General features: G+C 65.5%; 25 protein-coding genes. 8 read left to right on the top strand and 17 right to left on the bottom strand.

What is annotated here, in order from left to right; translation table 11 throughout:
* Positions 1-69: 69 nt before the first annotated feature.
* The 6 genes from GA566_RS18870 (at position 70) to GA566_RS18845 (ending at position 6,296) form a co-directional block, all read left to right on the top strand.
* A complete protein-coding gene (locus GA566_RS18870) occupies positions 70-1,263 on the top strand; it encodes an acyl-CoA dehydrogenase family protein (protein WP_160473664.1) in 1,194 nt (397 codons plus the stop codon).
* A 26-nt stretch (positions 1,264-1,289) separates the two neighbouring features.
* A complete protein-coding gene (locus GA566_RS18865; protein ID WP_160473663.1) occupies positions 1,290-2,399 on the top strand; it encodes an acyl-CoA dehydrogenase family protein in 1,110 nt (369 codons plus the stop codon).
* 28 nt (positions 2,400-2,427) lie between these two features.
* Complete coding sequence (locus tag GA566_RS18860; RefSeq protein WP_137923402.1) at positions 2,428-3,594, top strand: thiolase domain-containing protein; 1,167 nt, start codon at positions 2,428-2,430, stop codon at positions 3,592-3,594.
* Between the two features lie 14 nt (positions 3,595-3,608).
* Positions 3,609-4,016: a Zn-ribbon domain-containing OB-fold protein gene (locus GA566_RS18855; protein ID WP_137923403.1), complete on the top strand. Its 408-nt coding sequence runs from the start codon at positions 3,609-3,611 to the stop codon at positions 4,014-4,016.
* A 2-nt stretch (positions 4,017-4,018) separates the two neighbouring features.
* Entirely contained in the window at positions 4,019-5,293 is a 1,275-nt protein-coding gene (locus GA566_RS18850; protein ID WP_160473662.1) for a CaiB/BaiF CoA-transferase family protein, read from the top strand.
* A 214-nt stretch (positions 5,294-5,507) separates the two neighbouring features.
* Positions 5,508-6,296, top strand: a complete 789-nt coding sequence (locus GA566_RS18845; RefSeq protein WP_137923405.1) for a thioesterase family protein — start codon at positions 5,508-5,510, stop codon at positions 6,294-6,296.
* A 6-nt stretch (positions 6,297-6,302) separates the two neighbouring features.
* Here the strand turns inward: GA566_RS18845 and GA566_RS18840 are convergent, their stop codons facing one another.
* Complete coding sequence (locus GA566_RS18840; protein WP_137923406.1) at positions 6,303-7,421, bottom strand: alkene reductase; 1,119 nt, start codon at positions 7,419-7,421, stop codon at positions 6,303-6,305.
* A 226-nt stretch (positions 7,422-7,647) separates the two neighbouring features.
* On the opposite strand from GA566_RS18840, the gene GA566_RS18835 reads away from it, so the two are divergent.
* Positions 7,648-8,169, top strand: coding sequence for an Rrf2 family transcriptional regulator (locus GA566_RS18835; protein WP_160473661.1), 522 nt, complete (start codon positions 7,648-7,650; stop codon positions 8,167-8,169).
* A gap of 94 nt (positions 8,170-8,263) precedes the next feature.
* Here the strand turns inward: GA566_RS18835 and GA566_RS18830 are convergent, their stop codons facing one another.
* Together GA566_RS18830 and GA566_RS18825 are read right to left on the bottom strand one after the other, a co-directional pair.
* Positions 8,264-9,172, bottom strand: a complete 909-nt coding sequence (locus GA566_RS18830; protein WP_160473660.1) for a ketopantoate reductase family protein — start codon at positions 9,170-9,172, stop codon at positions 8,264-8,266.
* Between the two features lie 75 nt (positions 9,173-9,247).
* Positions 9,248-10,018: an alpha/beta fold hydrolase gene (locus GA566_RS18825; protein WP_160473659.1), complete on the bottom strand. Its 771-nt coding sequence runs from the start codon at positions 10,016-10,018 to the stop codon at positions 9,248-9,250.
* Positions 10,019-10,256: 238 nt separating this feature from the next.
* On the opposite strand from GA566_RS18825, the gene GA566_RS18820 reads away from it, so the two are divergent.
* Positions 10,257-10,991, top strand: a complete 735-nt coding sequence (locus tag GA566_RS18820; RefSeq protein ID WP_137923520.1) for an IclR family transcriptional regulator — start codon at positions 10,257-10,259, stop codon at positions 10,989-10,991.
* 21 nt (positions 10,992-11,012) lie between these two features.
* On the opposite strand, the gene GA566_RS18815 is transcribed toward GA566_RS18820, so the two are convergent.
* The 14 genes from GA566_RS18815 to GA566_RS18750 are packed head-to-tail and all read right to left on the bottom strand — an operon-like array spanning position 11,013 to position 24,652.
* A complete protein-coding gene (locus tag GA566_RS18815; protein ID WP_137923410.1) occupies positions 11,013-11,708 on the bottom strand; it encodes a 4'-phosphopantetheinyl transferase superfamily protein in 696 nt (231 codons plus the stop codon).
* Positions 11,709-11,735: 27 nt separating this feature from the next.
* The gene (locus GA566_RS18810; protein WP_160473658.1) at positions 11,736-12,965 is read right to left on the bottom strand and encodes a beta-ketoacyl-ACP synthase; all 1,230 of its coding nucleotides are present in this window, start codon (positions 12,963-12,965) and stop codon (positions 11,736-11,738) included.
* Entirely contained in the window at positions 12,962-13,693 is a 732-nt protein-coding gene (gene fabG / locus GA566_RS18805; RefSeq protein ID WP_137923412.1) for a 3-oxoacyl-ACP reductase FabG, read from the bottom strand. Before fabG ends, GA566_RS18810 begins: the two co-directional genes overlap by 4 nt.
* The gene (locus GA566_RS18800; RefSeq protein ID WP_237380476.1) at positions 13,690-14,169 is read right to left on the bottom strand and encodes a hotdog family protein; all 480 of its coding nucleotides are present in this window, start codon (positions 14,167-14,169) and stop codon (positions 13,690-13,692) included. The genes fabG and GA566_RS18800 overlap by 4 nt, the downstream gene beginning before the upstream one ends.
* Positions 14,170-14,171: 2 nt before the next feature.
* A complete protein-coding gene (locus tag GA566_RS18795) occupies positions 14,172-15,362 on the bottom strand; it encodes a beta-ketoacyl-ACP synthase (protein ID WP_160473657.1) in 1,191 nt (396 codons plus the stop codon).
* Positions 15,359-15,958, bottom strand: coding sequence for a DUF3261 domain-containing protein (locus GA566_RS18790; protein WP_370459325.1), 600 nt, complete (start codon positions 15,956-15,958; stop codon positions 15,359-15,361). The genes GA566_RS18795 and GA566_RS18790 overlap by 4 nt, the downstream gene beginning before the upstream one ends.
* Complete coding sequence (locus GA566_RS18785; protein WP_160473656.1) at positions 15,955-17,184, bottom strand: NAD(P)/FAD-dependent oxidoreductase; 1,230 nt, start codon at positions 17,182-17,184, stop codon at positions 15,955-15,957. Before GA566_RS18785 ends, GA566_RS18790 begins: the two co-directional genes overlap by 4 nt.
* Positions 17,181-19,559: an MMPL family transporter gene (locus GA566_RS18780; RefSeq protein ID WP_237380475.1), complete on the bottom strand. Its 2,379-nt coding sequence runs from the start codon at positions 19,557-19,559 to the stop codon at positions 17,181-17,183. The genes GA566_RS18785 and GA566_RS18780 overlap by 4 nt, the downstream gene beginning before the upstream one ends.
* A complete protein-coding gene (locus GA566_RS18775; protein ID WP_160473655.1) occupies positions 19,552-20,175 on the bottom strand; it encodes an outer membrane lipoprotein carrier protein LolA in 624 nt (207 codons plus the stop codon). Before GA566_RS18775 ends, GA566_RS18780 begins: the two co-directional genes overlap by 8 nt.
* The gene (locus GA566_RS18770; RefSeq protein ID WP_137923416.1) at positions 20,172-20,588 is read right to left on the bottom strand and encodes a thioesterase family protein; all 417 of its coding nucleotides are present in this window, start codon (positions 20,586-20,588) and stop codon (positions 20,172-20,174) included. The genes GA566_RS18775 and GA566_RS18770 overlap by 4 nt, the downstream gene beginning before the upstream one ends.
* Before the next feature lie 21 nt (positions 20,589-20,609).
* Entirely contained in the window at positions 20,610-21,608 is a 999-nt protein-coding gene (locus tag GA566_RS18765; RefSeq protein ID WP_160473654.1) for an acyltransferase, read from the bottom strand.
* Complete coding sequence (locus GA566_RS18760) at positions 21,605-22,375, bottom strand: glycosyltransferase family 2 protein (RefSeq protein ID WP_137923418.1); 771 nt, start codon at positions 22,373-22,375, stop codon at positions 21,605-21,607. The genes GA566_RS18765 and GA566_RS18760 overlap by 4 nt, the downstream gene beginning before the upstream one ends.
* Entirely contained in the window at positions 22,372-24,102 is a 1,731-nt protein-coding gene (locus tag GA566_RS18755) for an AMP-binding protein (RefSeq protein WP_237380473.1), read from the bottom strand. The genes GA566_RS18760 and GA566_RS18755 overlap by 4 nt, the downstream gene beginning before the upstream one ends.
* Positions 24,095-24,652 carry a hypothetical protein gene (locus GA566_RS18750; protein WP_137923419.1) on the bottom strand — a complete coding sequence of 186 codons (558 nt, stop codon included), beginning with the start codon at positions 24,650-24,652 and terminating at the stop codon, positions 24,095-24,097. Before GA566_RS18750 ends, GA566_RS18755 begins: the two co-directional genes overlap by 8 nt.
* Positions 24,653-24,654 lie beyond the last annotated feature (2 nt).

The following is a 24,654-nucleotide window of genomic DNA, read 5'->3' as shown; positions in this document are numbered from 1 at the left end:
CGGATTCGGCAAACCTGAACCAGAGCGACCGACACCCCCCTAGAATCGGTGGCATTGAGGAGACAACCCATGGACCTGCGTTTTTCCAAAGAAGAAGAATCCTTCCGCCAGGAAGTCCGTGCCTTCGTGCAGGCCAGCCTGCCCGCCGACATCCGCGACAAGGTGCTGGGCCACCGCCGCGTGGAGAAAGACGACTACGTGCGCTGGCACCGCATCCTGCACGCGCAGGGCTGGGGCGCGCCCACGTGGCCGAAGGAATGGGGCGGCACCGGCTGGAACGCGCTGCAACGCCTGATCTTCGAGATCGAGACACTGCAAGCGGGCGCGCCGCGCATGCTGCCGTTCGGCCTGACCATGATCGGTCCGGTCCTGATGAAGTACGCCAGCCAGGCGCACAGGGAACGATTCCTGCCGCGCATCCCCATGGTCGATGAGTTCTGGTGTCAGGGTTATTCCGAACCCGGCGCGGGTTCGGACCTGGCGTCGCTGCGAACCAGCGCGGTGCGGCGCGGCGACAAGTACATCGTCAATGGCCAGAAAACCTGGACCACGATGGCGCACTTTGCCGACTGGATCTTCTGCCTCGTGCGCACCGATCCGGAAGCCAAGGCGCAAGAAGGCATCTCGATGCTGCTGATCGACATGAAGTCGCCTGGAGTGACCGTGCGACCCATCAAGACGCTCGATGGTGGCCACGATGTCAACGAAACGTGGTTCGAAGAAGTCGAAGTGCCCGTGGAGAACCTGCTGGGCGAGGAAAACCGCGGCTGGACCTATGCCAAGTACCTGCTCGGCCATGAACGCACCGGCATCGCAGGCATCGGCCATTGCTACCGCGAATTGCGCCAGTTGAAGCACTACGCGTCCGAAGCCACCGATGGCCGTGGCCGTCCACTGATCGAAGAGCCGCGCATGCGCGATCGCATTGCGCGTGTGGAGATGGACCTGCTGGCGCTGGAGATGCTGCTGTTGCGCGTGGCCACACAGGCCGCCGGCACGCCGGGACCGGAAGCATCGCTTGTGAAGATTCGCGGCTCCGAATTGCAGCAGGATATCGCCATGCTGCAGATGGAAGTGGCTGGCCCGAACGGCTGGCCCTACTCGCCCGATTGGCTGGAGCCCGGCGCACCCAATCCATCGAGCGGCCCGGACTGGGCGCCGTCCGCTGCATCGACGTACTTCGACATGCGCAAGACCACGATCTACGGCGGTTCCACCGAAGTACAGAAAAACATCATCTCCAAGATGATCATCGGTTTCTAAGCGCGCATCTCAGCAAGGACGACGACATGGATTTCACCTACAGCGAAGAACAGCAGATGCTGACCGACAGCCTGCGCCGCTTTGTCGCCTCGGCATATACCTTCGAGGCACGGCGCCGCAATGCGCGCGAGAACGGCAGCTTCGACACACATTTCTGGTCCGCACTGGCCGAGATGGGCGTACTCGGCCTCTGCGTCCCCACCGAATACGGCGGCTTTGGCGAAGGCCCGGCCACGCAGGCCGTGGTACAGCGCGAACTGGGCCGCGCGCTGGTGCAGGAACCCGTGATTCCCGGCGGCGTGATTGCTGCCGCGATCCTCAAACAGTTCGCGCCCGCCGCAATGCAGGCCGCGTATTTTCCTCCACTCGCCAGTGGCGAGAACGTGTTCGCCGTGGCCTATCTGGAACCGACCACGCGCTATCGCGCCGATACCGCGCAGGCACAGGCGCGCAAACAAGGCACCGAAGGCTACGTGCTGAACGGCGCCAAGTCCGGCGTGTGGCACGGGGCAGCGGCGAACATCTTCATCGTCTCCGCTGTCCTCAATGGCACGCTCGCCCTCTTCCTCGTGCAGCGCGATGCACCGGGCCTGAACATCACCAGCTATCCGACGATGGACCGCCTTGCCGGTGCCGACCTGACGCTCGCGGACGTGCCCGCCACGCTGCTGACGACGCAGGGTCTCGACGCCCTCGAAGTGGGCCTCGACCACGGCATTGCCGCGCAATGCGCTGCGGCTGCCGGTGCGATGGAGCGCCTGATCGAGATCACCGCCGAATACCTCGGCGCGCGCAAGCAGTTCGGCAAGCCGCTCGCCTCGTTCCAGTCGCTGCAGCACCGTGTGGCCGAGATGGTCATGCAGAAGGAACTGGCGCTGTCGATGGCCTACGTGGCCGCGCAGGGACTCGATGCTATCGACATTGCGGAACGGCGCCGCAAGGTCTCGGCTGCAAAGGTCATCACCGCGCGCGCCGCGCGCTTTGTGGGCCAGCAGGCGGTGCAACTGCATGGCGGCATGGGCATGACCGACGAGTTGGAGGTCGGCGACTACTTCAAGGCGCTCGCCATGGTGGACGTGCTGCTCGGCGACACGGACCTGCACATGGAACGCTACACCGAGGCGATGGCCGCCTGATATCGAACACGCAAACGGATGAAACACGATGACCATCAATAGCAAGGCATACATCGTCGGCGCCTACGAGCACCCGACCCGCAAGGCACCGGACAAGACCGTGGCGCAACTGCACGCCGAAAGCGCACGCGGCGCGCTGGAAGACGCTGGCCTGACGCTGGCCGATGTCGACGGCTACTTCTGCGCGGGCGACGCGCCCGGACTCGGCATGGTCAACATGGTCGACTATCTCGGCCTGAACGCCCGCCATGTGGATTCGAGCGAGATGGGTGGCTCGTCGTATATCGCGCACGTCTCGCACGCCGCGCAGGCCATCGCCGCCGGCAAGTGCAACGTGGCACTGATCACGCTCGCTGGCCGGCCCCGTTCGGAAGGATCGAGCGGCACGCAGGCGCGCAACTGGGGCGCCAACCTGCCCGACCAGCCGTTCGAAGCCCCGTTCAACCCCGTGACCGTCAACCTGTACGCGATGGTTGCGCAGCGGCACATGTACGAGTTCGGCACCACGCCCGAGCAACTCGCGTGGATCAAGGTAGCCGCGTCGCATCATGCGCAGCACAATCCCAATGCAATGCTGCGCGAGCTGGTGACTGTCGAGGATGTGGTCAACTCGCCGATGATCTCCGATCCGCTGCATCGACTCGACTGCTGTGTGGTGTCCGACGGCGGCGGCGCGTTGATCGTCGCGCGCCCGGAAATCGCGGCCACGCTGAAGCGCCCGAAGATCAAGGTGCTGGGGGCCGGCGAACACGTCAAGGGCCTGCTCGGCGGCCAGGTGGACTTGTCGTGGTCTGCTGCAAAAATCTCCGGCGCAGCAGCGTTTGCCGAAGCTGGCGTGACGCCTTCTGACATCCAGTACGCGTCGATCTACGACAGCTTTACGATCACCGTGCTGATGCAGCTTGAAGACCTGGGCTTCTGCAAGAAGGGCGAAGGCGGCAAGTTCGTGATGGACGGAAACCTGATCTCGGGCGTGGGCAAGCTGCCCATCAACACCGATGGCGGCGGCCTGTGCAACAACCATCCGGCCAATCGCGGCGGCATCACAAAGGTGATCGAAGCCGTGCGCCAGTTGCGCGGCGAGGCGCATCCGGCAGTACAGGTCAAGAACTGCGGATTGGCATTGGCGCAGGGCACGGGCGGCTATATGGGCTCGCGCCATGGCTCCGCCACCCTGATCCTCGAACGCGAATAAAAGGAAAGCAAGCCATGACCACGCCTTATGTTTCCACGCCATACAAGGCCCCGGACGAGCTGCCGGACAACACTGCCTTCTGGCAGGCCGCGCGCGAGGGCAAGTTGCTGGTGCGCCATTGCACCGGCTGCGGCAAGCCGCACTGGTATCCGCGCACGCTGTGTCCGTTCTGCATGGGCGACACCGAATGGAAGACCGCCTCCGGCCTCGGTGAGATCTACTCGTTCAGCATCACGCGCCGCGCGGGTCCGAACCCGTTCTGCATCGCCTATGTCCGTCTGGACGAAGGCGTGACGATGATGACGCATATCGTCGATACCGATCTGGATAGCGTGCGGATCGGGCAACGCGTGAAGGTGCGCTTTGCCGAAACCGACGGAGAAGGCAGCGCACCAGTTCCTGTCTTCGCGCCGGTGGCCTAGGCATGGCACCGACGAACCTTCCCTCGCCGTCGCGGCAGACCGGCGCGCTCAGTCACCTGCGCGTGCTCGACCTGTCGCGCGTGCTGGCCGGTCCATGGTGCACGCAGAACCTGGCCGACATGGGCGCCGACGTGATCAAGATCGAGAAGCCCGGTACGGGTGACGACACGCGCCACTGGGGGCCTCCCTACCTCGATGGCGCGGACGGCTCGACGAATCAGGCGAGCTACTTTGCTGCGTGCAACCGCAACAAGCGCTCGGTGACGGTGGACATCGCCACGCCGGAAGGCCAGAAGCTGGTGCGCGACCTGGCGGCGCAGAGCGATGTGGTCATCGAGAACTACAAGACGGGTAGCCTCAAGCGGTATGGACTCGACTATGAAACGCTCTCGGCGCTGAATCCGCGCCTGATCTACTGTTCGGTCACCGGCTTTGGCCAGACTGGCCCGTACGCGACGCGCCCGGGCTACGACTTGCTCGTGCAGGCGATGAGCGGCCTGATGAGTATCACGGGGCAACCCGATGGCACGCCCGGCGCGGGGCCGATGCGCGTGGGCGTGGCCGTCATCGACGTGTTCACGGGCATGTATGCGACCACGGCCATCCTTGGCGCGATCGAGGCTCGGCACCACACCGGGCGCGGGCAAAGCATCGACATCGCGCTGCTCGACGTAGCGATGGCGGTACTGGCCAACCAGGGTGCCGGATTCCTCAATGCGGGAGTCGTCCCCACGCGCCAGGGCAACGTGCATCCAAGCGTGGTGCCCTATCAGGATTTCCCCACACGCGATGGCGACATGCTGCTGGCCATCGGCAACGACGGCCAGTTCGCGCGTTTCTGCGAAGTGGCCGATGTCGAGTGGGCCCGCGACGCGCGCTACACGACGAACAGCGCCCGCGTGGCGAATCGCGACACGTTGATTCCGATGATGTGCGACATCACGCGGACGAAGCCCACGAGCGAATGGATTCGTTTGCTTGAAGCGGCGACCGTGCCGTGCGGACCGATCAACGACATCGGGCAGGCGTTTGCCGATCCGCATGTGCAGTCTCGTGAGCTGCGTGTTGAGCAATACCGCTACGCTGAGGGGTCTGCGGTTGCCGATCCGGTCAACCGGGTGTGCAGCACGGCCAGTCCGCTTCGGCTGAGCGAGACACCGCCAACGCTGCGGCACGCACCGCCTGCGCTCGGGCAGCATACGGATGAGGTGCTGCGCGAGTGCTTGGGGTTGGATGGGGATGCGGTGGCGGGGTTGAGGGCCAGGGGGGTGTTGTAGACAAACCGCAAGCATGACAACTGCCGCTTGTTTGCTCCCCTCTCCCGCCATGCGGGAGAGGGGTTGGGGGTGAGGGCCGGCCGTCGCTATGCGAAAAGCGTGATCAGTTACGACACGCTTGCCCTCACCCCCAGCCCCTCTCCCATTTCATGGGAGAGGGGAGCAAAGACACGCTACTATCCACCCAGCCAATCTCCCACTGCAGAGGTAACCCGTGTCCCTTCCCGCCAGCATTTTCGAAGTCTCCGGCGATGCCGTCGAGTCCACGGTGTTGTCACGCGGCCCCTGGAACCCCGGTGCGCAACACGGTGGTGCGCCCGGTGCCTTGCTGGCCACGATGGCAGATCGGGCCATGGCGCATGAGCCGGGCTGGTCGATGTCGCGTCTCACCTTGGAATTCGTGCGGCCAGTGCCCGTGGCGCCGCTGCGCGCCATCATCGAGCCGCAACCTGGTGGCGCCGTGCGCCGTGTGCGCGTCGAGTTACAGCACGAAGGCGTGACCGTCGTGCATGGCACGGCGGTCTACATGCGCGAACGCGAACTCGACCTACACGCCACACCCGCATCGCCAGTGCTGCCACCGCCCGACGCTTGCCACACGCCGCTCCAGATTCCCGGCATGGCGCCGCAGACATCGTTCCACTACACCGCCATGGAAACCCGCGTGGCAACGGGCACCGTCTCCGAGCCGGGTCCGGCAGCGGTTTGGTTTCGCTTTGCTGTACCCGTAGTCGCCGACTGGCCCATCTCGCCCGCATCCCGCGCGATTGCCGCCGCAGACTTCGGCAATGGCATCAGTTGGGCGGTGCCGCTTAGTCGCTTCGCGTTTGCCAATGCCGATCTCACTGTCTATCTGCACCGTCAGCCGCAAGGGGAATGGGTGGCTGCGGAATCGGAGACCTTCGTGCAGCCCAACGGCATCGGGCTGGCACGCACCACCTTGCATGACGAACGCGGCCCGATCGGCGTGGCGCAGCAGGGCCTGATTTTCAAGCCCCGCTAGCGCAGATCAAGCCGCCTTGGCCGGCAAGGTCGGATAGTCGGTCAGGCCGCGCGCGTCACCGCCAAACAACGTATCGCGATCCGTGGGGTTGAGCATTGCGCCCGTGCGCAGGCGCTCCGGCAAATCCGGGTTCGCGATGAATGGACGACCAAAGGCGATCAGGTCGGCCCAGCCCTCTTCCAGTGCGGCCACGGCGCGCGCGCTCGTGTACTTGCCGGCGTAGATCAGCGTACCGGGATACACCGCGCGCAGGCGTTGCTTGAACGCCATCGGCATGTGCGGCGCATCCTCCCAATCTGCTTCCGCGATGTGGATGTAGCCCACGCCCACCTCGGCGAGCAACTTCGCGGCGGCGGTATAGGTGGTCTCCGGATCGGCATCGACACAACCGTTCAGCGTGGTCAGCGGGGCAAGCCGGATGCCGACGCGATCCTTGCTACCCGTGCCGTCCACCAGCGCCTCGGCCACCTCGCGCAGGAATCGCAGGCGATTGTCGAGCGAGCCACCGTACTCATCGGTTCGTGCATTCGCGCCAGAGTCGATGAACTGGTTCACCAGGTAACCATTGGCCGCATGCAACTCCACACCATCGAAACCGGCGGCCATGGCATTGCGGGCCGCCTGTCGAAACTGCTCGACGATGTCGTGGATCTCGGGAATGCTCAGGGCGCGCGGCTCGGATGCCTGGACGAAGCCCGGCTTGCCATCGTTGTCAGCCACAAACACATTGACGCCCTTCGCCTGGATGGCCGAAGACGACACCGGCTGTTCGCCGCCCAGCAAGCTGACGTGGCTCAGGCGTCCCACATGCCAGAGCTGCGCAAAGATGCGCCCGCCTGCCGCATGCACGGTATCGGTGACCTTGCGCCAGCCGGCGATCTGCTCCGGCGTGTACACACCGGGCGTCCAGGCATAGCCCTTGCCCATCGGCGAAATCCACGTCCCTTCGCTGACAATCAGGCCGGCGCCAGCGCGCTGGGCGTAGTACTCGGCCATCAACGCATTCGGTACATCGCCGGGCTGGCTGGCACGCGAGCGCGTCATCGGCGGCATGACGAGGCGGTTCGGCAGCTTCAGGCTGCCAAGCGAGTACGGTTGGAACAACGGGTTGCGGGTATCGGGCATTGCAGCGCTCCAGGAAGGAAAGTCACGATGGAGGCCAGTCTGCCGGCTTTACTCTTGCGGATTAAGGGGCTTTCGCAGGAAATATTGTTGATTTCTTGTCAACAATGGGAGTGGCTTATCGACCGCTCCCATGCGGCCTGCTTGTCAAAGCGCTGCCCCCGCCCTTGCCGTAGTCGCAATGCTCGTATACGCTTCCAACTACGATTTATCTAGTCCTAGTTTTCCTATGTCCCACATCAGTACAGGTGTTGAATACGGGCTGCATTGCCTGTTGTATCTGTCGCGTTCGCCACTCGCGGTGGAAGAAGCCAGCGTGCGCGACCTCGCCGAGCTACAAGGTATTCCCGCCGAGTTTCTCGCCAAGCTGTTCACCAAGCTGGCAAAAGCCGATCTGGTCGTGGCTACCGAGGGAATCAAGGGTGGCTTCCGCCTGGCCCGCCCCCCGTCGCGCATCACGGTGTACGACGTGGTCATGGCCATCGATGGCGACAAGTCGCTGTTCGAGTGCCGCGAGATTCGCGATCGCAATGCCGTGTTCGAGGGATGCCCGCCCGCATGGGCCACGCGCGGCGTCTGCGGCATTCACGCCATCATGCAGCAGGCCGAAAAGGCGATGCAGGCGGAACTCAAGAAACATACCCTTGCTGATATCGCGGAGCGTACGCTCAAGGTTGTGCCAGCTTCCCACGGCGGCCAGATCGTGGAGTGGCTGACCGATCGCGCGGCCAATCGGCGCAGCGCACGATAAAGAAGGCGATCCCATCGGGACCGCCTTGCTTCACCCGGAGCAGGACTCTGCACCACGCACTGCCACGTGCGGTCGGCGCATCGAATCCTGCCGATCAGTGCAGCGCCATGCGGCGGCGCTTTTCCACCAGTCCGACCAGCGCTACGACCAGCAGGTTGACCGGCGTCGGAATGCCAAGTGATGCGCCCCGACGCACGATCTCGCCATTGAGCGACGCAATCTCGCTGGCACGGCCTTGTGCGAAATCCTGGGCCATCGACGAATATTGCCCGAGCGGAATCGTGCGACGGATCAGTTCGACCTGGCTCTCGGCACCGCCTTCGATCGTCACGCCGGAGGCGCGTGCCACGGCCAGGCATTCCGCCACGATGGCGGTCATCGCGGCATCGGCAGAGGGAACGTCGCGAATCTCGCCGTACGGCAGTTGGACGATGGCCGACAGCGCGTTGTAGGCGCAGTTGAGGATCAGTTTCCCCCACAGTGCGCTCATGACATCGGACGATACAACCGTGGGCACGCCGGCGTGGTCGAACAACTCGGCCACCTGCGCACTCCCCTCGCCCGTCGCGATAATCAGGTCGCCACGCCCGTGATGGCGGAGATGGCCGGCATCGGCCATCTCGCTCGCGACGTAGACCGCTGCGGGAATGACGGGCCGCGCCAACGCGGCTTCGAGCCGGCAGGCATTGTCGATACCGTTCTGCAGCGAGACGATCACCGCTGCGGGTTTCAGATATGGACGCATCTGCTCGGCCGCGTGCTCGGTATCGACGGATTTCACACAGACCAGCACGAGATCGGCATCGGCCACTGCAGCGGGGTCCGTACTCGCACCGATGTGCACGCGCGTATCGAATGACTTCGATTCAAAGCGCAACCCCTGCGCGTGAATGGCATCGACATGACGCTGCCTGCCGATCAGGACCACGCCCTCGCCGGCCTTCGCCAGCATGCCACCAAAGAAACAGCCCACAGCGCCTGCGCCCATTACCGCGATTTTCATGATTCGCTCCTGCCAGTCCTGCCGTCCTGCTGTCGCGAGGGAAGGCGAACGCGCCGCCCCCGCGTCCTGCCTTGCTTACTGACGCTGCACGGTCTGCACGGCGTCCAGAATCACCTTGGCCACATCGGCCGGACGCGATTGCTGCGGCACGTGGCTGGTCGGCAGCTGCGTGACCTTCGCCCCGATCTTTTTAGCCATCTCGCGCTCCAGGGCGGGCGGGATCATGCGGTCGTTTTCGCTGACGATGAACCACGACGGCCGCGTGGTCCAGGCCGCGACGGTGGTCTTCTCGCCAAATGCCTTGGCCTGGATCGGGCCCTGGGTGGCAGCCATGACGCGCGCCTGTGCGGCAGGCACGTCCTGCGCAAAGTTGGCGGCCAGCGCCTCGGGCGGCAGCGTCAGGTATCCATCCTTGTCGGCCACCAACTTGGCGATGCCCGGTGCGGGCGGATACCCCTTGCCCACTTCTTCCGTGGACTGGCCGGCATCCGGCGCGAAGGCGGCCACATAGACCAGCGCCTTGACCTTGTCGTTGGCACCGGCTTCGGTAATCACCGTACCGCCCCACGAATGGCCCACCAGCACAACCTTGCCCGGCTGGTTGTCGATGGCACGGCGCGTGGTGGCCACGTCGTCCGCCAGCGAGTTCAGCCCGTTCTGCACGGCCTGCACCTTCACGCCCTTGGCCTGCAGGAACGGAATGACCTTGGCCCAGTCCGAGCCATCGGCAAACGCGCCATGCACGATCACCACGGTAGTGGGCACCTTGTCGGCGGCGGAAGCCCCGGTGGCGGCCGTGAAACCCAGGGCCGCAATGGCCAGCGATGCAAGCGTTCGATTCAGCATGTCGATCCTTTCAAGATCCGTTGGGATGGCAATGGATGTATTGGAAGGCGGCGACGTATCGCTTCCATGTGGCGAAAGCGGGAATCCGTATGCGCACGTATCTGCGGCTCGCGCAGATACATGACGGTACAAATGTCGAAGGCCGGCGCGCTCGCCACGCCGTGATACAGTCCGGCCACTATCCGCCGAGCCACCGCACATGTCCGAGCGTCAAGACTCTACGCCCAAGCCCGCTTCCATGAACGTCAAGACCGCCTTGCGCGTGATCGAGATCATCGAGACGTTTGCGCGGGAGCGGCGGGCCTTGTCGTTATCGGAACTCGCGCGCCTGCTGGCGGTGCCAGCGTCGAGCTGCCATGCGCTCATCCGGACGCTGACGTCGCTGGGCTATCTCTACGAAACCGCGCGCCGGCAAGGCTACTACCCGACGGGACGCCTGCTGGCCATGGCGCAGCAGATCGCCCGTCATGATCCCGTGCTGGACCGCGTGCACGACACGATGGCCGAGTTGCGCGATGCCACGGGCGAAACCGTGGTCATCGGCAAGCTGCACGAAGGCGCGGCGGTGGTGTACCTGGACGTGCTCGAATCCCCGCACGCCATCCGCTATATCGCCACCGCAGGCGAACGGCGCGAACTGTACGCAAACTCGATTGGCAAAGCGCTGCTGGGCGCCATGGAGGATGCCGAGCGCGGCGCCGTACTGGCGCAGGTGGCATTCCAGCCGTTCACCGCGCGTACGCTGACCACGCCCGCCATGGTCGAAGCCGACCTGCAGGCTGCGCGCACGCGTGGTGCGTATGTCAATCTCAGTGAATCGATGCCCGATGTAGGCGCGCTGGCGTGGCCGGTGCGGTTATCGGGGGAAAGTTATGCGATCTCGATCGCCGGTCCGGTGTACCGGATCGAGCCGCATCTGGAGCGCTACGCGGCCATCCTGCGCGCGGCCTGTGCATCGCTGGAGAAGACCTGAGCGGTCACGCTCAGTCCACGCTCAGTCGACAGTCTCGCGCGACACCAGCCGCCAGCTCATCGCGTCGGGCAGATCGATGTCACCGACCGGCAGCGCTGCCGCCAGCGCCAGCACGGCGTCCTTGCGGCGCCACGTCAGCCCATTGGCAGCCTCCAGCGGCGCCGGAACCGCTTCCACGACATGGCCGATCATCGTCTGGAACAGGCTGCCGCCATGGCACTTGATCCACGCTTCCTTGAGTGTCCAGAGTTGGAAGAAGGCCACCATGCGGGCTTCGTCGTCACCCCCGGCGATCAATTCCGGCAGCGCCGCGCGCTCGGCTTCGGTCGTGGTGGCTTCGATCAGCGTCCCGAGGTGCTTGCGCGGCTGAAGGGCCTCGATGTCGACGCCCACCGGCATGTCAGATACCGCGCACGCCAGGTGATCACCCGAATGTGCGATCGATACGAAGATCGGCATGCCCACCGCCCCGCCCGAGTGCGTGGCGACAGGCGGTGCATCCTCGGCGGCCGACAACATCCATTCCGATGCATCGCCGCCCAGCGTCACCGCCAGCAGCCGCCGCGCCAGCCAGCGCCCGGCGGCAAACTGCTCGGCGCGCTGCTCCGCACGCATTTCGGCCAGGCGTGACAGCTCTTCCGCAGACATCCAGCGGCTGACTGGTGGCGCCATGGCAGCAAAGGCCATGACCGATCCGGTACGCAGGGCGAGCGGCATGGTAATGGTGTGTGGATAGCGCCGGTATCAATCCGCCCAGCGGCGGAATACCAGCGAGGTATTGATGCCGCCGAAAGCGAAATTGTTGCTCATCACATGGTCGGTATCGATCCTGCGCCCTTCGCCCATGATGTAGTCCAGCGGTGCGCAACGTGGATCGAGATCGGTGAGATTGATCGTTGGTGCAAACAAGCCATCCCGCATCATCTCGATCGTCATCCACGCTTCCAGCGCGCCGCAGGCACCAAGCGTATGTCCCATATAGCTCTTGAGCGAACTGACCGGCATCCGTCCGCCCAGCACATCGTGCGTGGCCTGCGATTCCGCCACGTCGCCGTGGTCGGTCGCCGTACCGTGCGCATTGACATAGCCGATGGCATCCGGCGACAGGTCGGCGTCTTCCAGCGCCAGCCGCATCGCTTGGGCCATGGTCCCGGCCTGCGGCTGCGTCACGTGCGCGCCGTCGCTGTTGGTGCCATAGCCGACGATCTCGGCCAGGATGGTGGCACCGCGCGCCTGCGCATGCTCCAGTTCCTCCAGGACAAGCGTGCCGGCGCCCTCGCCCAGCACCAGCCCGTCGCGATTCGCGTCGAACGGGCGCGGCGTGCGCTCCGGCGCATCGTTGCGTGTACTCGTGGCGAACAGCGTATCGAAGACAGCGGCCTCGGTGGCATCCAGCTCCTCGGCACCCCCTGCCAGCATCGCCAACTGGCGGCCCGCGCGAATGGTCTCGAACGCATAACCAATGCCGTGGCTGCCCGAAGTACAGGCGCTCGATGTGGTCAGGATGCGCCCTGTAATGCCAAAGAACACGCCGATATTGACCGCCGTGGTGTGCGGCATCATGCGGATATACGTGGTGGCGCTGATGTCCTCGGTCGTGCGCTCGGACATCATCCGGCCGAAATCCTGGACGGCCGAAGGCGTGCCGGTGGACGAACCGTAGGCGATGCCCAGCCGGCCGCCCGTTACCAGCGGACTGCCGGCCAGCCCTGCATTGGCCAATGCAGCTTCGCTGGCCATCACGGCCATCAGCGAGACACGTCCCATCGATCGCGTCAGCTTGCGCGTGTAATGCGGCGGCGGCGAGAACGGCGGCACCGGTGCGCCCAACCGGGTATTGAGCCCCCGGATATCGTCCCATTCCGGCATATGGACCACTGCATTGCGTCCGCTGGCCAGGCGCTCGCGCACTGTGGCCCAGTCATTACCCAGGGCGCTTACCGCCCCGGCGCCGGTTACGACAACCCGCTTCATCCGAACATCCCTCCGTTCACCGAAATCACCTGCCGCGTAATGTAACCGGCATCTGGCGACAAGAGGAAGGCCACCGTTGCAGCCACCTCGTCCGGCGTGCCCAAGCGGCGCGCCGGAATGATCTTGAGCGCCTCGTCGCGCACGTGGTCTTCCACCATTTCCGTGTCGATCAGCCCCGGCGCCACGCAATTGACCGTGATCTGCCGCTTGGCCAGTTCGATGGCCAGTGCCTTGGTGGCGCCGATGATGCCTGCCTTGGCGGCGCTGTAATTGGCCTGCCCACGGTTGCCCACCAGCCCCGACACCGACGACAACGTAACGATGCGGCCCGGCTGGCGTCGCTGCACCATAGGCATGACCACGGGATTCAGCACGTTGTAGAACGCGTCGAGGTTGGTATGCACCACCTCGTCCCATTCCTCGCCGGTCATGGCCGGAAACGCCGCATCGCGCGTCATGCCGGCATTGCAGACCACGCCGTAATAGCAGCCGTGCTTCTCGATATCGGCCAGCAGGATTTCCGCCGTGGCCTCGCGGCGCGCCATGTCGAACGCCAGCACCCGGGCATTGCGTCCGAACGCGCGAACGGCATCCGCCACGGATTCCGCCTCGTCCCGGCGTGTCCGGCAGTGAACCACCACGTCAAAGCCGTCGCGCGCCAGGCGCAAGGCAATGGCCCGCCCGATGCCGCGCGAGGACCCCGTGACCAGCACCGTCTTGTTTGTCATACCTGCTGCCCCTGGAGAAAAGCCTCCGCGTCGGCAGGCTGGAATACGGAAACATTGGCGCGGGCCACTTCGCGGCCATCCATCGCCAGCGTGCAGGCGAACATGCCCAGGCCATTCTCGCCTTCCAGTTCCACCTGCACGGAAATTGTCAGTACGCTGCCCACCGGGAAAGCCGCTACGTCGCACGCGTAACGGCGAGAACCGAGCAGGAAGCCCACGCCCGGCCCCCGACCGGCAGCGCGGTCGCGCACGCCGGCCCAGGCTGCGATGGTCTGCGCCATGTATTCGATGCCCACCCAGCCAGGCATGCCGTCATCGCCAACAAACAACTGCGTGGCACGCACCGTCGCGCGCGCCGTGCAGTGTCCGGCATCGGCGTGGATCAATTCGTCGATCAGGCGCATCGCTCCCGCATGCGGGATCACCTCGGCCACTGGGGGCATCGGTACATTCGATATCGGTTCCATCGTCGTCATCTTTACCCCTCGCCCAGTACCAGCACGCAGTTGCTGCCGCCGAATGCAAACGAATTGCTCATCACATGGCGCACCGGCCGCCCCAGCGACTCGTCCGCACCCACCACGTGGAGCGCCGGCAGCGCCGCGTCCGGTGCGCCGTCCCACCAGTGCGCCGGCAGACGGCCCCGAGGGTTGCCGGTCAACGTCAGGACCATCAGCGCAGCCTCCACGGCGCCCGCCGCGCCCAGCGCGTGCCCGGTCTGTGGTTTGGTCGAACTCACAGGCACGTCCGGCCCGAGCAAGTCCATGACCGCGCGAGACTCCATGGCGTCGTTCTGCTCGGTAGCCGTACCATGCAAATTCAGGTAGTCGATATCGGCGGCTTGCAGGCCGGCGCGATCCAGCGCCTGCGCCATGGCCGTGCGCGCGCCGATGCCCTTCGGGTCCGGCGCCGACATATGATGTGCGTCGGATGTCTCGCCCCAACCGGCCAGACGCACCGGGCCAGCCTCGCGGGACATCAGGAACAGCGCCGCACCTTCGCCCAGATTGATGCCGTTGCGATGCGCTGACATCGGATTGCAGCGCGCGGCGCTGACCGATTCCAGCGAGCGGAAGCCGGCGATTGTAAACGCGCAGAGCGTGTCCACGCCGCCCGCGATGACCACATCGGCCATACCCTGTTCCAGAAGCCGGCCAGCCGCGCCAAGCGCCTTGGCACTGGACGAACACGCCGTGGAAATCGTATAGGCGGGCCCCGCCACGCCCAGCGCCAGCGCCAGATACTGGGCGGGCGACCCTAGTTCCTGCTGGCCGTAATGGAACGCCTTCGGCCACTGGCCGGTGCGTTGGCGCTCGCGCACCGCCACCTCGCCATCGCCGATGCCCGACGTGCTGGTGCCAAGGACGATGGCCACCCGCGTGGGGCCCACGCGCGCGATGGCTGCTTCCACCGCTGGACGAATTGCAGCCAACGTATGGTGCAACAGCGCGTTGTTGCGGCTGCGCCGGGCTGGCGCCACATCTGCGGGCAGGTCCGCTGCCGTGACCACTTCCCGCACCGTGCCCAGATGCAACGGGGTGCCGGGCGTGTACCGATCGGTGGTTTCGCCGCCGCTGGGGCCATCGGTGCGCCACAAGGCGGTGCGCACGGCATCGTTGCCACTGCCGAGCGCGCAGATCACGTTCATCGCGTTCAGGTAGATCGTCATCGCGCTCCCCCTTGCTCCTGCAGCGTCCGTATCGTCAGGCGGTAGCCATCGCGGTGTTGCGCGAATAGCGTGGTCCGCGCGTCGGGATAGCGAATCTCCGCCACGACTTCGTCGCCGGCACGTAGCTGGCGCAGGCCAGCAGACGCCTCCATGCGCCAACCGGCCGGCAGTGCCGCCTGGATCGCGGCAACGGGCCATAACGACAACTGCAGATCATTGAGGATACGCTCGGGCAGCAGTTCCGGGGGGGCCCACGGTGCGCGCGTCACGCGCAGGTCGCGGCCATCCCAATCCAGCCGCGCCAGCACCTGCCCACCCGCCACGGCGGCCAGCCTTGTGTGTGCGGCGTCGGCCTCCAGCAGGGCCAGCAAGTCGCGGGTCTGTTCGCCCTGCGGCGACGGGTATTGCACCGTGATCTGCTGCTGCAGTTGCAGCGTCCGCCCGAGCGATGCCGGTGGCAGGCGCAGCATTGGCACCTCGCCAGCCCGCGTACCCGACGGCGCGTCCGGACCATGCGACGCAAACGGCGCGCAGCCGCCCAGCGCCAGCATCGCTGCCAACGCCGCGCCCGCCAGCCATCGAGCGGCAGGACTCACGCCGAGCAAAGCTGCTCCAGCACGTTGAGACGGCGCTTCGATTCCGCCACGAAGGGATTCCCGCGATCCCATGCATAACCCGCAAGGATCGACGAGATCATCTTGCGGATTTCCGGCTCACCCTCGGCATGGAAAATCACCTTCTGGAAGCTGCCGTCGTACCACCCCTCCACGTAGGTACGGAAGCAGTCCACGCCTGCCTTGAGCGGCTTCGCAAAGTCCGTATCCCAATCCACCGGTTCGCCCGCCAGTTGCCGGGCCACGCACCCGGCCGCAAGGCTGGCCGACTTGAAGGCGATGGTCACGCCCGACGAGAACACGGGATCGAGGAATTCGCCTGCGTTGCCGAGCAGCGCATAGCCTTTGCCCCACAGCGAACTGACATTGGCCGAGTAGCCAACGATCTGCCGCGCGGATGTGTCCCATCCGGCATCGCCCAGCAATCTGGCTAGCCCGGGCTCCTCGAACACTACCGTCCTGAGCTTGGCCATCTCGTCGCCCGGATAGCGGTCGAGGAACGATTTCTCCGCCACCACGCCTTGCGAGCAGCGGCCGTTCGAGAACGGAATGGTCCAGTACCACACGTCGGTGTGCGCAGGATGCACGCTGATCAGGATCTTGTTGCGATCGAAGGCCCCCACGGGAATGCGGTCTTCCACATGCGTGAAGATGGCGGCACGCACCGGGAAATTCGAAGGCGATTCCAGTTGCAGCAGGCGCGGGAGGATGCGGCCAAAGCCGGACGCGTCGAGCAGGAAGCGCGGTTCCACCACGTATGCCTGGCCGTCCGGATCGCGCACTGTCACCAGCGGCTGCGCACCGCTCACGTCCACGGCTTCCACTACGTGGCGGAAGCGAACCTCGGCGCCCTGCTTCACGGCTTCGTGGATCAGCACGTTGTCGAAGTCTGCGCGCTGCACCTGGTACGTAGTGCCCCAGCCCGGCGAGAACTTCTCGCGGAAATCAAAGGCCGTATGGCGCCCCGCACGAGAAAACGCCGCACCGTTCTTGTACTGGAATCCTGCCTCGACCACGGCCTGCAACATGCCGGCCTCCTCGATGTACGCCATGCTCTGCGGCAGCAGGCTCTCACCGATGGAGAAGCGCGGAAACTGCTCCTTTTCGATCACCAGCACGCGGATGCCGCGACGGCGCAGCAACCCCGCCGCCACCGATCCCGCAGGACCGGCACCGACGATCAGCACCTCGACCTGTTCCTTCTTCATGTGGATCTACCCTGTTCAACGTTGTCATGGGATGGTCCGGCCGCCGGCCTGAACCATGGCGACAGGAACCATACGGCACCCACGCCGGAGAGCATGGTCATGCCGAAGGCATGCAGTGCCGGCGTCGAGGACAATGCCAGCAGCCCGAAGGCAAGCAGCGTACTGGCCGCGCCGAGGACGATGGCGGTCCACGACACGCCATCGCCGGGATGTTCAAGCAGGAAAATGCCATAGTCGACGCCTACGCCCAGCAGCAACGCCAGCGCGAGCACGGAGAACAATTGCAGTGGCACGTCCAGCCATCCAAGCACAGCCACGCTGATTGCCGCAGCCAGCAGCGTGGGAGCCAGCGCACGCCAGCCGCTCCGGCCATAGCGCCACGCCAGCAGCAACGCCACGCCCGCTGCGCCGGCCAGCAATAGCCAGCTCATCAGCACGCGATAGTGATGCAGCAGGCCGGACAGATCCGCCACGCGATCTACCCATTCGGCCCCTTGCACTTCACTTACCGAACGCGCAATGGCCGGCATCGCTGCCGGATTGTCGAGTCCACGCAGCAGCATCACGCTTGCGTAGCCCTCGCCTTCCCGGCCGAGCCAGAGGTGGCGCAGCGTATCGGACACCGGATTCGCCAGCCATGCCTGAAGCGTCAGCACGGCATCGCCGCGCCTGACGGGCGGTGCGGCAATGGTGCCGCCGAGCGTCTTCGCCACGCTTTGGCGCACCGCAAGTTCCTGCCGGTCCGCCAGCGCCGCATCGGCACGCTGCCGCGCGGCGGACGGCACCCAATCGGATACCGACAGGAGGCCGGCCAGCTCGCCCCGGCCAATCGCTCCGGCCAGCTTTGCCTTGACCGCTTCTTCGCGAGCCAGCACTTCGTCAGGCGTGGCGCCACGTACCAGCACGAATTGCGCGGGACTCGGCGTTCCCAGCAACCGCCCTGTCGTGCGCTGCGCTTCCACCAGCGCGGGCGGCGAGCTTTGCAGTTGCCGCAGATCGTCGACGACTTGCACCTGCCAAACGCCCGGCACGATGAACAGGGCCAGTATGGCGAGCGCCATCCATGTACGGCGATCGTTGCGCACGCGTGGCCAGCGGGCCAGACTGCCGGCCAGCCACGCAGACAGCCGGGTCTGGCGCAGCGTGCCGCGATCCAGCAATGGGAACCACAACGCCACAGTCAGGAATGCGCAGACCAGACCCACCGCGGAGAACAGTGCCATCTGCCGCAACCCGGGGAATGGCGCCACGCCGAGCGCCAGATAGGCCACCACGCTCGTCAGCAAGGCCAGTGCCAGACCGGGCAGCAGGAATCGCATCACCGCCGACGGCGTCGCGCGCGGCATCGACTGCCGCGTCACAAAATAGTGAATGCCGAAATCCTCGGCCACACCGACCAGGCTTGCGCCGAACACGAGCGTCACCAGATGCACGCGATCGAACACGACCGCCGTGGCCGAAATTGCAGCCGCCGTGCCGATCAGCAGTGACAGACCCACCAGCACAATGGGCCGCAGTGAGCGGAACGCGAGCCACACCAGCAACAACACGGCGGCCAGCGATCCTCCGCCGATCACGTTCATTTCCCAGTTGGCCTGTGCGGCGGCGGCTTCCGCATGGAGCGGAATACCGGCGGCGATCACGCGCACCCCTTCGTCGCCGTGCCGCGCCGCAACCTCTGCCGTGTGCAGGAGGTCGCCATAGTCAGTATTGCCATCGACCGCGAAGGCCGGCCGGGTGATGCGATACGACAGCAACGCCCACTCCTTGCCGTCACCCGACAATGCGGCCAGGCCATCGCGTTCATGCACCCGCGTGATCGCCGCGCGCGATAGCCACCAGTCCTGCCAGAGTCCGAGCGGGTCGGCGGCCCAGTCCGTCAGGCGAGGGCCAGTGGAAAACTGATATAGCCTGGTCAGCGCCTGCTGCGCCAGCGCATCCACATTGGCATCACGCAACTGCGTGCGCTGCGCATCGGTCAGCAGGTGGTCGCGCCACGGCCGGTAGAACGCCAGCGCGGCGTCGAAATCGAAGGCGGCTATCTTGTCCACCGGTTTGAGCAGCGCCGCCTGCTTCGCCGTGACCGCGCTGAAACGCTCGGCGGCGGCGCGTGTACGTGTCCAGTCCGGACTACCGACCAGCACCACCACCTCCTGTGCCACGCCATCCGCCAGCCGGCGCAGCACACGATCCGCCGTGGCTGTGCGTTCGCTCGTCGGCAGCAGCGCCATGACATCGGTATCGAGCCGCGATGCACGCCAGAACTGCAACTGATGCGCGATCAGCGCCAGCACAAGCAGCAGCCAGCCGATGGCCAGCCAGCGCTCCAGCCGCGTCAGTCCGCCACGCATCGCCACGCCGGCCGCGTCACTCAAAACGCTGCTCCTCGGCGGGCGTGAGTGCGGTGGCCGCCGCAGTGTCGATCATCCGAACCACGGTGCTGTCGCCCCCCGCCTCCTCCAGCCGGACATTGCGCACGAACTTGTCACCCGTCAGTTCGATACGGACAAAAACCCGGCGCATGCCGGCATCGGTCGGCGTCAGCGTCAACGCCCAGCCGGCCTTGCCGACCAGCTTGCCCGTCACATCGAAGCGCGCCTGCAGGCTGCGCAGGTCGCCACGCAGCATCGCGATCATGGATTCGCCCACGACGCGCATCGCGGGCTGGGTATCGGATTGCATCTGCTGCTGCACCTTGCCATCGGCGCCACGCATCACCAGCCGCTCGGGCGTGACCAGCAGGCTCGATGCAATCGGCTCGCGCGTGGCCCATATCACGCCTCGTCCGCGTGCCAGGACGAAATCGCCGCGCGACACCAGCGGGTTGCCGAAACCGGCCAGCTTGCGAGTCTGCTCGAACTGGCCACGAATCACTGGCGCATCGGCCAGTCGCGCGGCCACGCCGCCGAGCAGGTTTTCGGCCTGGGCGGGAACACCCACACATAACGCCGCGCCGAGCGCAAGGCAGCAAACGAAGTGGCGGCGCTTCATGGCTCCACTCCAAGTTTTTCCAGCAACACCGGCGGGCTCACATAGAGCATTTCCTGCGTCTTCATGTCGACAGCCACCTGAATCGAATACCCCTTGGTCACGCGCTGCCCCGACGCTACGTCGCGGATCTCGTAGTCGATCTTGAGCCGGTTCTCCCACTCGACAATCGATGCATGGACTTCGACGACCTGCCCGTAGACCAGCGGGCGAACGTACTTGACGCGCAGGTCAACCACGGGCCACGCGTAGCCCGACTCCCGCATCTGCGGATAGTCGTAGTCGAAGGTCTGCAGCAACGCGCAGCGCGCCACTTCAAAGTAGCGCAGGTAGTTGCCGTGCCAGACCACGTCCATGGGATCGAGGTCATGGAATGACGGCGTCAGCGTGATGGCGTGATGGAGCGCTTTGGGCATGGGAAATTGGGCCTGCCTGTCTCAAGAAGCCGCCGCCACCTGGCGACCGGCGGTTACGGGATCGTCCGCCCAGAAATCGTAGAAATTGAACCAGTCGTACGGCGACTCCAGGACGATGGCCTGCAGCCACGCGGCATAGGCCGTGGCCAATTCGACCAACGCCTCTTCTCTACGCGGGCGGCGCAGCTTGACCTCGCGTGCAAGTTCGGTGAAGCGCAGCAGATACCCGTCGCGCTGCCGGATGCAGCCCAGTGCATACAACGGACAGCGCATCAGCGATGCCAGTACGTAAGGGCCTATCGGGAACCGCGCTGGCGCCCCCATGAACGGCACCCGCACGGCCCGGCCGCCGTGGGCGGGTGCGCGGTCTCCCGCAATCGCCACGAATTCGCCGGCCTGCACCCTGGCCGATAGTTCCAGCGCCGTGGCAGGCGAGATATCGACGATCTGGTAGAGCTGTACACCCGACTCCGGATCCAGGCGCGACAGGATCTGATTGAACTGTTCCGCGTGCTGGGTGTGAACGAGTACCGTCAGCCGCATGCCGTCGCGCCGGTTGGCCACCGCGCGGCATAGCTCCAGGCAGCCCAGATGTGCGGTCATGATGACGCCACCCTGCCCCCGTGCGATCTGTTCGCGCAGCACCTCGACACCTTCGTAGCGGACATTGTCGAAGCGATACCGGCCGCCAATGGCCAGCAGCTTGTCCAGCAACGTGTCGCCAAAGCAGAACAGGTGCCGCAGCGAATGCCGACAGGTCGGCCTGCCGCCAAACGTGCCGGCGGTCTGCTCGACCCGGGTCAGGAACGCCATCGAGGATCGGCGGGCCAGCGGGCGGGTCAGCCAGAAGTACGTCACCACCGGATAGATCACGATTCGGAAAAGGGTCCGACCGAAGATCCGATGGAGAAAATACAGGAACCAGACACCCCAGGCACACGTGACTTCGCCAATCGTGCTCCAGTGGCGCGAACGGGCCGCACCGGATGCGGCGCCAGGGCCAGTATCGGCCGGATTCACGTCACCACCTTGCGCCACAGCAGGCGCGGCATCCGCAGCAACATGCCGACGAACAGCCGTGCGTGCATGCGCGCGATGCGTACGTTGTCATGCAACAGATCGAAGTGCGATACGCCATCGGCCGGATACGTGACGCGCGTCGGGACATTGACAACCCGCACGCCGCGCCACACCAGGTGCACAGCCACCTCGGTATCGAACTCCATGCGGTGGCCCAGATTCACTTCCCGCATCAGACGCGTCACGGCAGGCAGCGGATAGACCCGCATCCCGCACATCGAATCCCGAATCTCGAAGGAGAGCGTATTGATCCACACCGAGACATGGGTCAGATAACGCCCGTACAACCTGTGCTTCGGCACGGATTCGTCATAGACGGGATGACCGCAGATCAAGGCTTCCGGAGCCGCCTCGGCCAGCGCCAGAAACTGCGGGATGCAGGCGGCATCATGCTGGCCGTCGGCGTCGATCTGTAGCGCATGTGTGTAGCCCAACTCTGCGGCAGCCCGGAAGCCCGCCATGAGTGCGGCACCCTTGCCCTGGTTCTGCGGCAGGCGCACAAGGCGCACGCGGCCCGGGTGAGCAGCGGCGAGCTCGCGAAGCACCTGCTCGCACGCCGGACCACTGCCGTCGTCCACGAGCAGACACGGTGTCGGGTGCTGAAGAATAGCGTCCACCATGGCGCCAATCGCCCCTTCGTGATCGAAGACGGGGACGAGCACCACCGGGTGAAACGCCGGACGGACCCATGCGCCTGTCGAACTCATGGCGCCCCGCGATGAAAGACGATCTTGCCGCTGGCGTGGTGCCCCGCATCGGAGCTCAGGCGGAAACCCAGCGCATGGAGATCGGCGTGCCAGATCAGTTCCACCCGCACGCGGGTGTTCGGACGAATCACGGCATGGAACTTGAGAATATCCATTCCCGCGAAGTGCTGGCGCGGCGGGACCGGTAGCTTCTGAGGGGCAAGTGCCATGACCCAGTCCACCTGGGCCACGCCTGGCACCACGGGCGCGCTGGGGAAATGACCGTCGAACACGGCAAGGTCCTCGGTCACGTGCAGCTCGGCCATGGCGGACACCGCGTCATGCGCCAGCCAGCGCACGTCGGGCATTGTGCGGCGAAACACCTCGCGCAGCATCACTTCGGTCGTCTTGCCCTGCGCATTGCACGGCAGCGCCCCCAGAAATCCCCAACGACGTGGCAACGCCACGGGATCGATAGCGTCGGCCAGATGCCGGCGTAGCGCACTGCCCAGGACGCTTCGTCCGTACGCATCCAGCTGCGCCTGCCCATCGTCCGAGAGCACTACGGCGGCGGCCACACGCACGCCGACATCCAGTTCCATCGTTACCACACGCGCCTCTCGCACCCATGGCGATGCCATCAGACACTGCTCGATCTGCGTGAGCGAGATCCGTTTTTCCTCGATCTTCACAATGCGGTCGGCCCGTCCCGCCAGCACGAAGCTGTCGTCGCCGGCAGGCAACGCCCGGTCCGTGCAGACATACCAGTTGTCGTCAGCCAGATGGGGCGACCGCACGGACAGAAAGCCGTCCTGGAGCCGCCATGCCACGCCCGGCAGCGCGGTCCAGCGATCGCCTTCTACCGGGCGCTGGCGCCAGGCGACGCCGCCGGTTTCCGAACTGCCGAACACCTCGATCGGAGACTGGCCCATCAGGCGCAGCGTGGCGGCCGCCGCCTCGGGGGGCAATGGGCCGCCAGACGAAAAGACGGCGCGTACGACATGGCGTATTACCGGCCAGTCCAATGCATCGGGCAGCCGCTTCAGGAATGCAGGACTACTGACGAGCACGGCCGGTGTGCCACCGCTCTGGCAGGCAGCCACCAATTCCTCGTGGAAAGCGAGTCGCGAGAGCGGCATCGGCCGCCCGGCCGCCATCGGCCAGAGCACCGTAAACAGCAGTCCATAGATATGCTGATGCGAAACCGTGCAAAGTACACGCGTGGTGTCGGAGCAGGTGTGGCGGAATGCCTGCTGCAGCGCGTGGACTTCGGCATCGAGTTGGCCCAGGCGCTTGTCGATCGCCTCTGGCGCGCCGGTCGAGCCGGACGTAAACAGCGTGATCCCGGTGTCCTGCGTCGCCAGATTCGGCCAGTCGCCCCCGGTATCCGTGACCTGTGCCGGGTCGGGCAACGCTCCACCCGGCAGGTTGCCGGCCCAGCCATCGCTCTGCGCACGCAATGCCACCAGTGTTTCGGGGCGGGTATCTCCGGGCAGCACCACGTGCTTGCCCGCATGCCAGGCGCCGAAGAGTGCAGCGGCAAACTCGGCGGTGTCGTCGAGATGGATCGCCCAGCGCCGCCCCGGCGCGAGAGCCAGCATGCGCCGCCATGCCGCGGCGCGCGCCAGGAACTGCACGGTATCCACGGTGCGCGCCCCGTCACACGCCACGGGATGCGCGCCATCGGCCGCGGCCAGCGCCGCCATGACGCCCCCCAACCCGGTCCACACCGGATGCCGCTCAACCATGACGATTCTCCGCGCCCCTAGCCATCACCCGTTGGCGGACGAGCCACTCACCGGCAAACATCGCGCCGATCAACCCGTAGGCGATGGCGCCGTTATAGAGCGCCCAGACGCGGTCGCTGGCCGCAAACGCCGTGATTGCCGCCATCGTGCCGTTGCACGCAAAGAACACACACCACACCTGGGTGACGCGGCGTGTGTAGGCCACCCCTCTCGGCGGCAGGTCCGGTTCCCGCATACGAGCCAGACGCTCGACAAGCGTGGGCGGATGCCACAGCGTCCAGCCGAACACGCACAGCATCGCCACATTGACGACTACCGGGTATAGCTTCAGCGGCAACGCATGATCCGACGCCATGACCACCATGGCGAGCCCGGCCGCCAGTAGTGCCACGACGCGCCAGCCGGCTTGACGGCTCGTGCCGGCGCGCAACAATGCCAGCGCCAACAGCGCCAGCGCCATCACCCGCGGCGAAAAATGCTGCAGACCGAGGTAGATCACTGGCGGATAGGACAGCGTGAGCAGCCCGAATCCCCACTTGCGCCAGAGCATGC

Source organism: Cupriavidus sp. SW-Y-13, assembly GCF_009793345.1.
Lineage (GTDB): Bacteria > Pseudomonadota > Gammaproteobacteria > Burkholderiales > Burkholderiaceae > Cupriavidus.
This window is presented reverse-complemented; position numbering and strand designations above follow the sequence as displayed.

Bases quoted from the DNA above. Each gene is read 5' to 3' on its own strand.
- GA566_RS18870 (WP_160473664.1), top strand. From the start codon at position 70: ATGGACCTGCGTTTTTCCAAAGAAGAAGAATCCTTCCGCCAGGAAGTC.
- GA566_RS18865 (WP_160473663.1), top strand. From the start codon at position 1,290: ATGGATTTCACCTACAGCGAAGAACAGCAGATGCTGACCGACAGCCTG.
- GA566_RS18860 (WP_137923402.1), top strand. From the start codon at position 2,428: ATGACCATCAATAGCAAGGCATACATCGTCGGCGCCTACGAGCACCCG.
- GA566_RS18855 (WP_137923403.1), top strand. From the start codon at position 3,609: ATGACCACGCCTTATGTTTCCACGCCATACAAGGCCCCGGACGAGCTG.
- GA566_RS18850 (WP_160473662.1), top strand. From the start codon at position 4,019: ATGGCACCGACGAACCTTCCCTCGCCGTCGCGGCAGACCGGCGCGCTC.
- GA566_RS18840 (WP_137923406.1), bottom strand. From the start codon at position 7,421: ATGCCCGATACCCGCAACCCGTTGTTCCAACCGTACTCGCTTGGCAGC.
- GA566_RS18835 (WP_160473661.1), top strand. From the start codon at position 7,648: ATGTCCCACATCAGTACAGGTGTTGAATACGGGCTGCATTGCCTGTTG.
- GA566_RS18830 (WP_160473660.1), bottom strand. From the start codon at position 9,172: ATGAAAATCGCGGTAATGGGCGCAGGCGCTGTGGGCTGTTTCTTTGGT.
- GA566_RS18825 (WP_160473659.1), bottom strand. From the start codon at position 10,018: ATGCTGAATCGAACGCTTGCATCGCTGGCCATTGCGGCCCTGGGTTTC.
- GA566_RS18820 (WP_137923520.1), top strand. From the start codon at position 10,257: ATGAACGTCAAGACCGCCTTGCGCGTGATCGAGATCATCGAGACGTTT.
- GA566_RS18815 (WP_137923410.1), bottom strand. From the start codon at position 11,708: ATGCCGCTCGCCCTGCGTACCGGATCGGTCATGGCCTTTGCTGCCATG.
- GA566_RS18810 (WP_160473658.1), bottom strand. From the start codon at position 12,965: ATGAAGCGGGTTGTCGTAACCGGCGCCGGGGCGGTAAGCGCCCTGGGT.
- fabG (WP_137923412.1), bottom strand. From the start codon at position 13,693: ATGACAAACAAGACGGTGCTGGTCACGGGGTCCTCGCGCGGCATCGGG.
- GA566_RS18800 (WP_237380476.1), bottom strand. From the start codon at position 14,169: ATGACGACGATGGAACCGATATCGAATGTACCGATGCCCCCAGTGGCC.
- GA566_RS18795 (WP_160473657.1), bottom strand. From the start codon at position 15,362: ATGACGATCTACCTGAACGCGATGAACGTGATCTGCGCGCTCGGCAGT.
- GA566_RS18785 (WP_160473656.1), bottom strand. From the start codon at position 17,184: ATGAAGAAGGAACAGGTCGAGGTGCTGATCGTCGGTGCCGGTCCTGCG.
- GA566_RS18775 (WP_160473655.1), bottom strand. From the start codon at position 20,175: ATGAAGCGCCGCCACTTCGTTTGCTGCCTTGCGCTCGGCGCGGCGTTA.
- GA566_RS18770 (WP_137923416.1), bottom strand. From the start codon at position 20,588: ATGCCCAAAGCGCTCCATCACGCCATCACGCTGACGCCGTCATTCCAT.
- GA566_RS18760 (WP_137923418.1), bottom strand. From the start codon at position 22,375: ATGAGTTCGACAGGCGCATGGGTCCGTCCGGCGTTTCACCCGGTGGTG.
- GA566_RS18755 (WP_237380473.1), bottom strand. From the start codon at position 24,102: ATGGTTGAGCGGCATCCGGTGTGGACCGGGTTGGGGGGCGTCATGGCG.
- GA566_RS18750 (WP_137923419.1), bottom strand. From the start codon at position 24,652: ATGCTCTGGCGCAAGTGGGGATTCGGGCTGCTCACGCTGTCCTATCCG.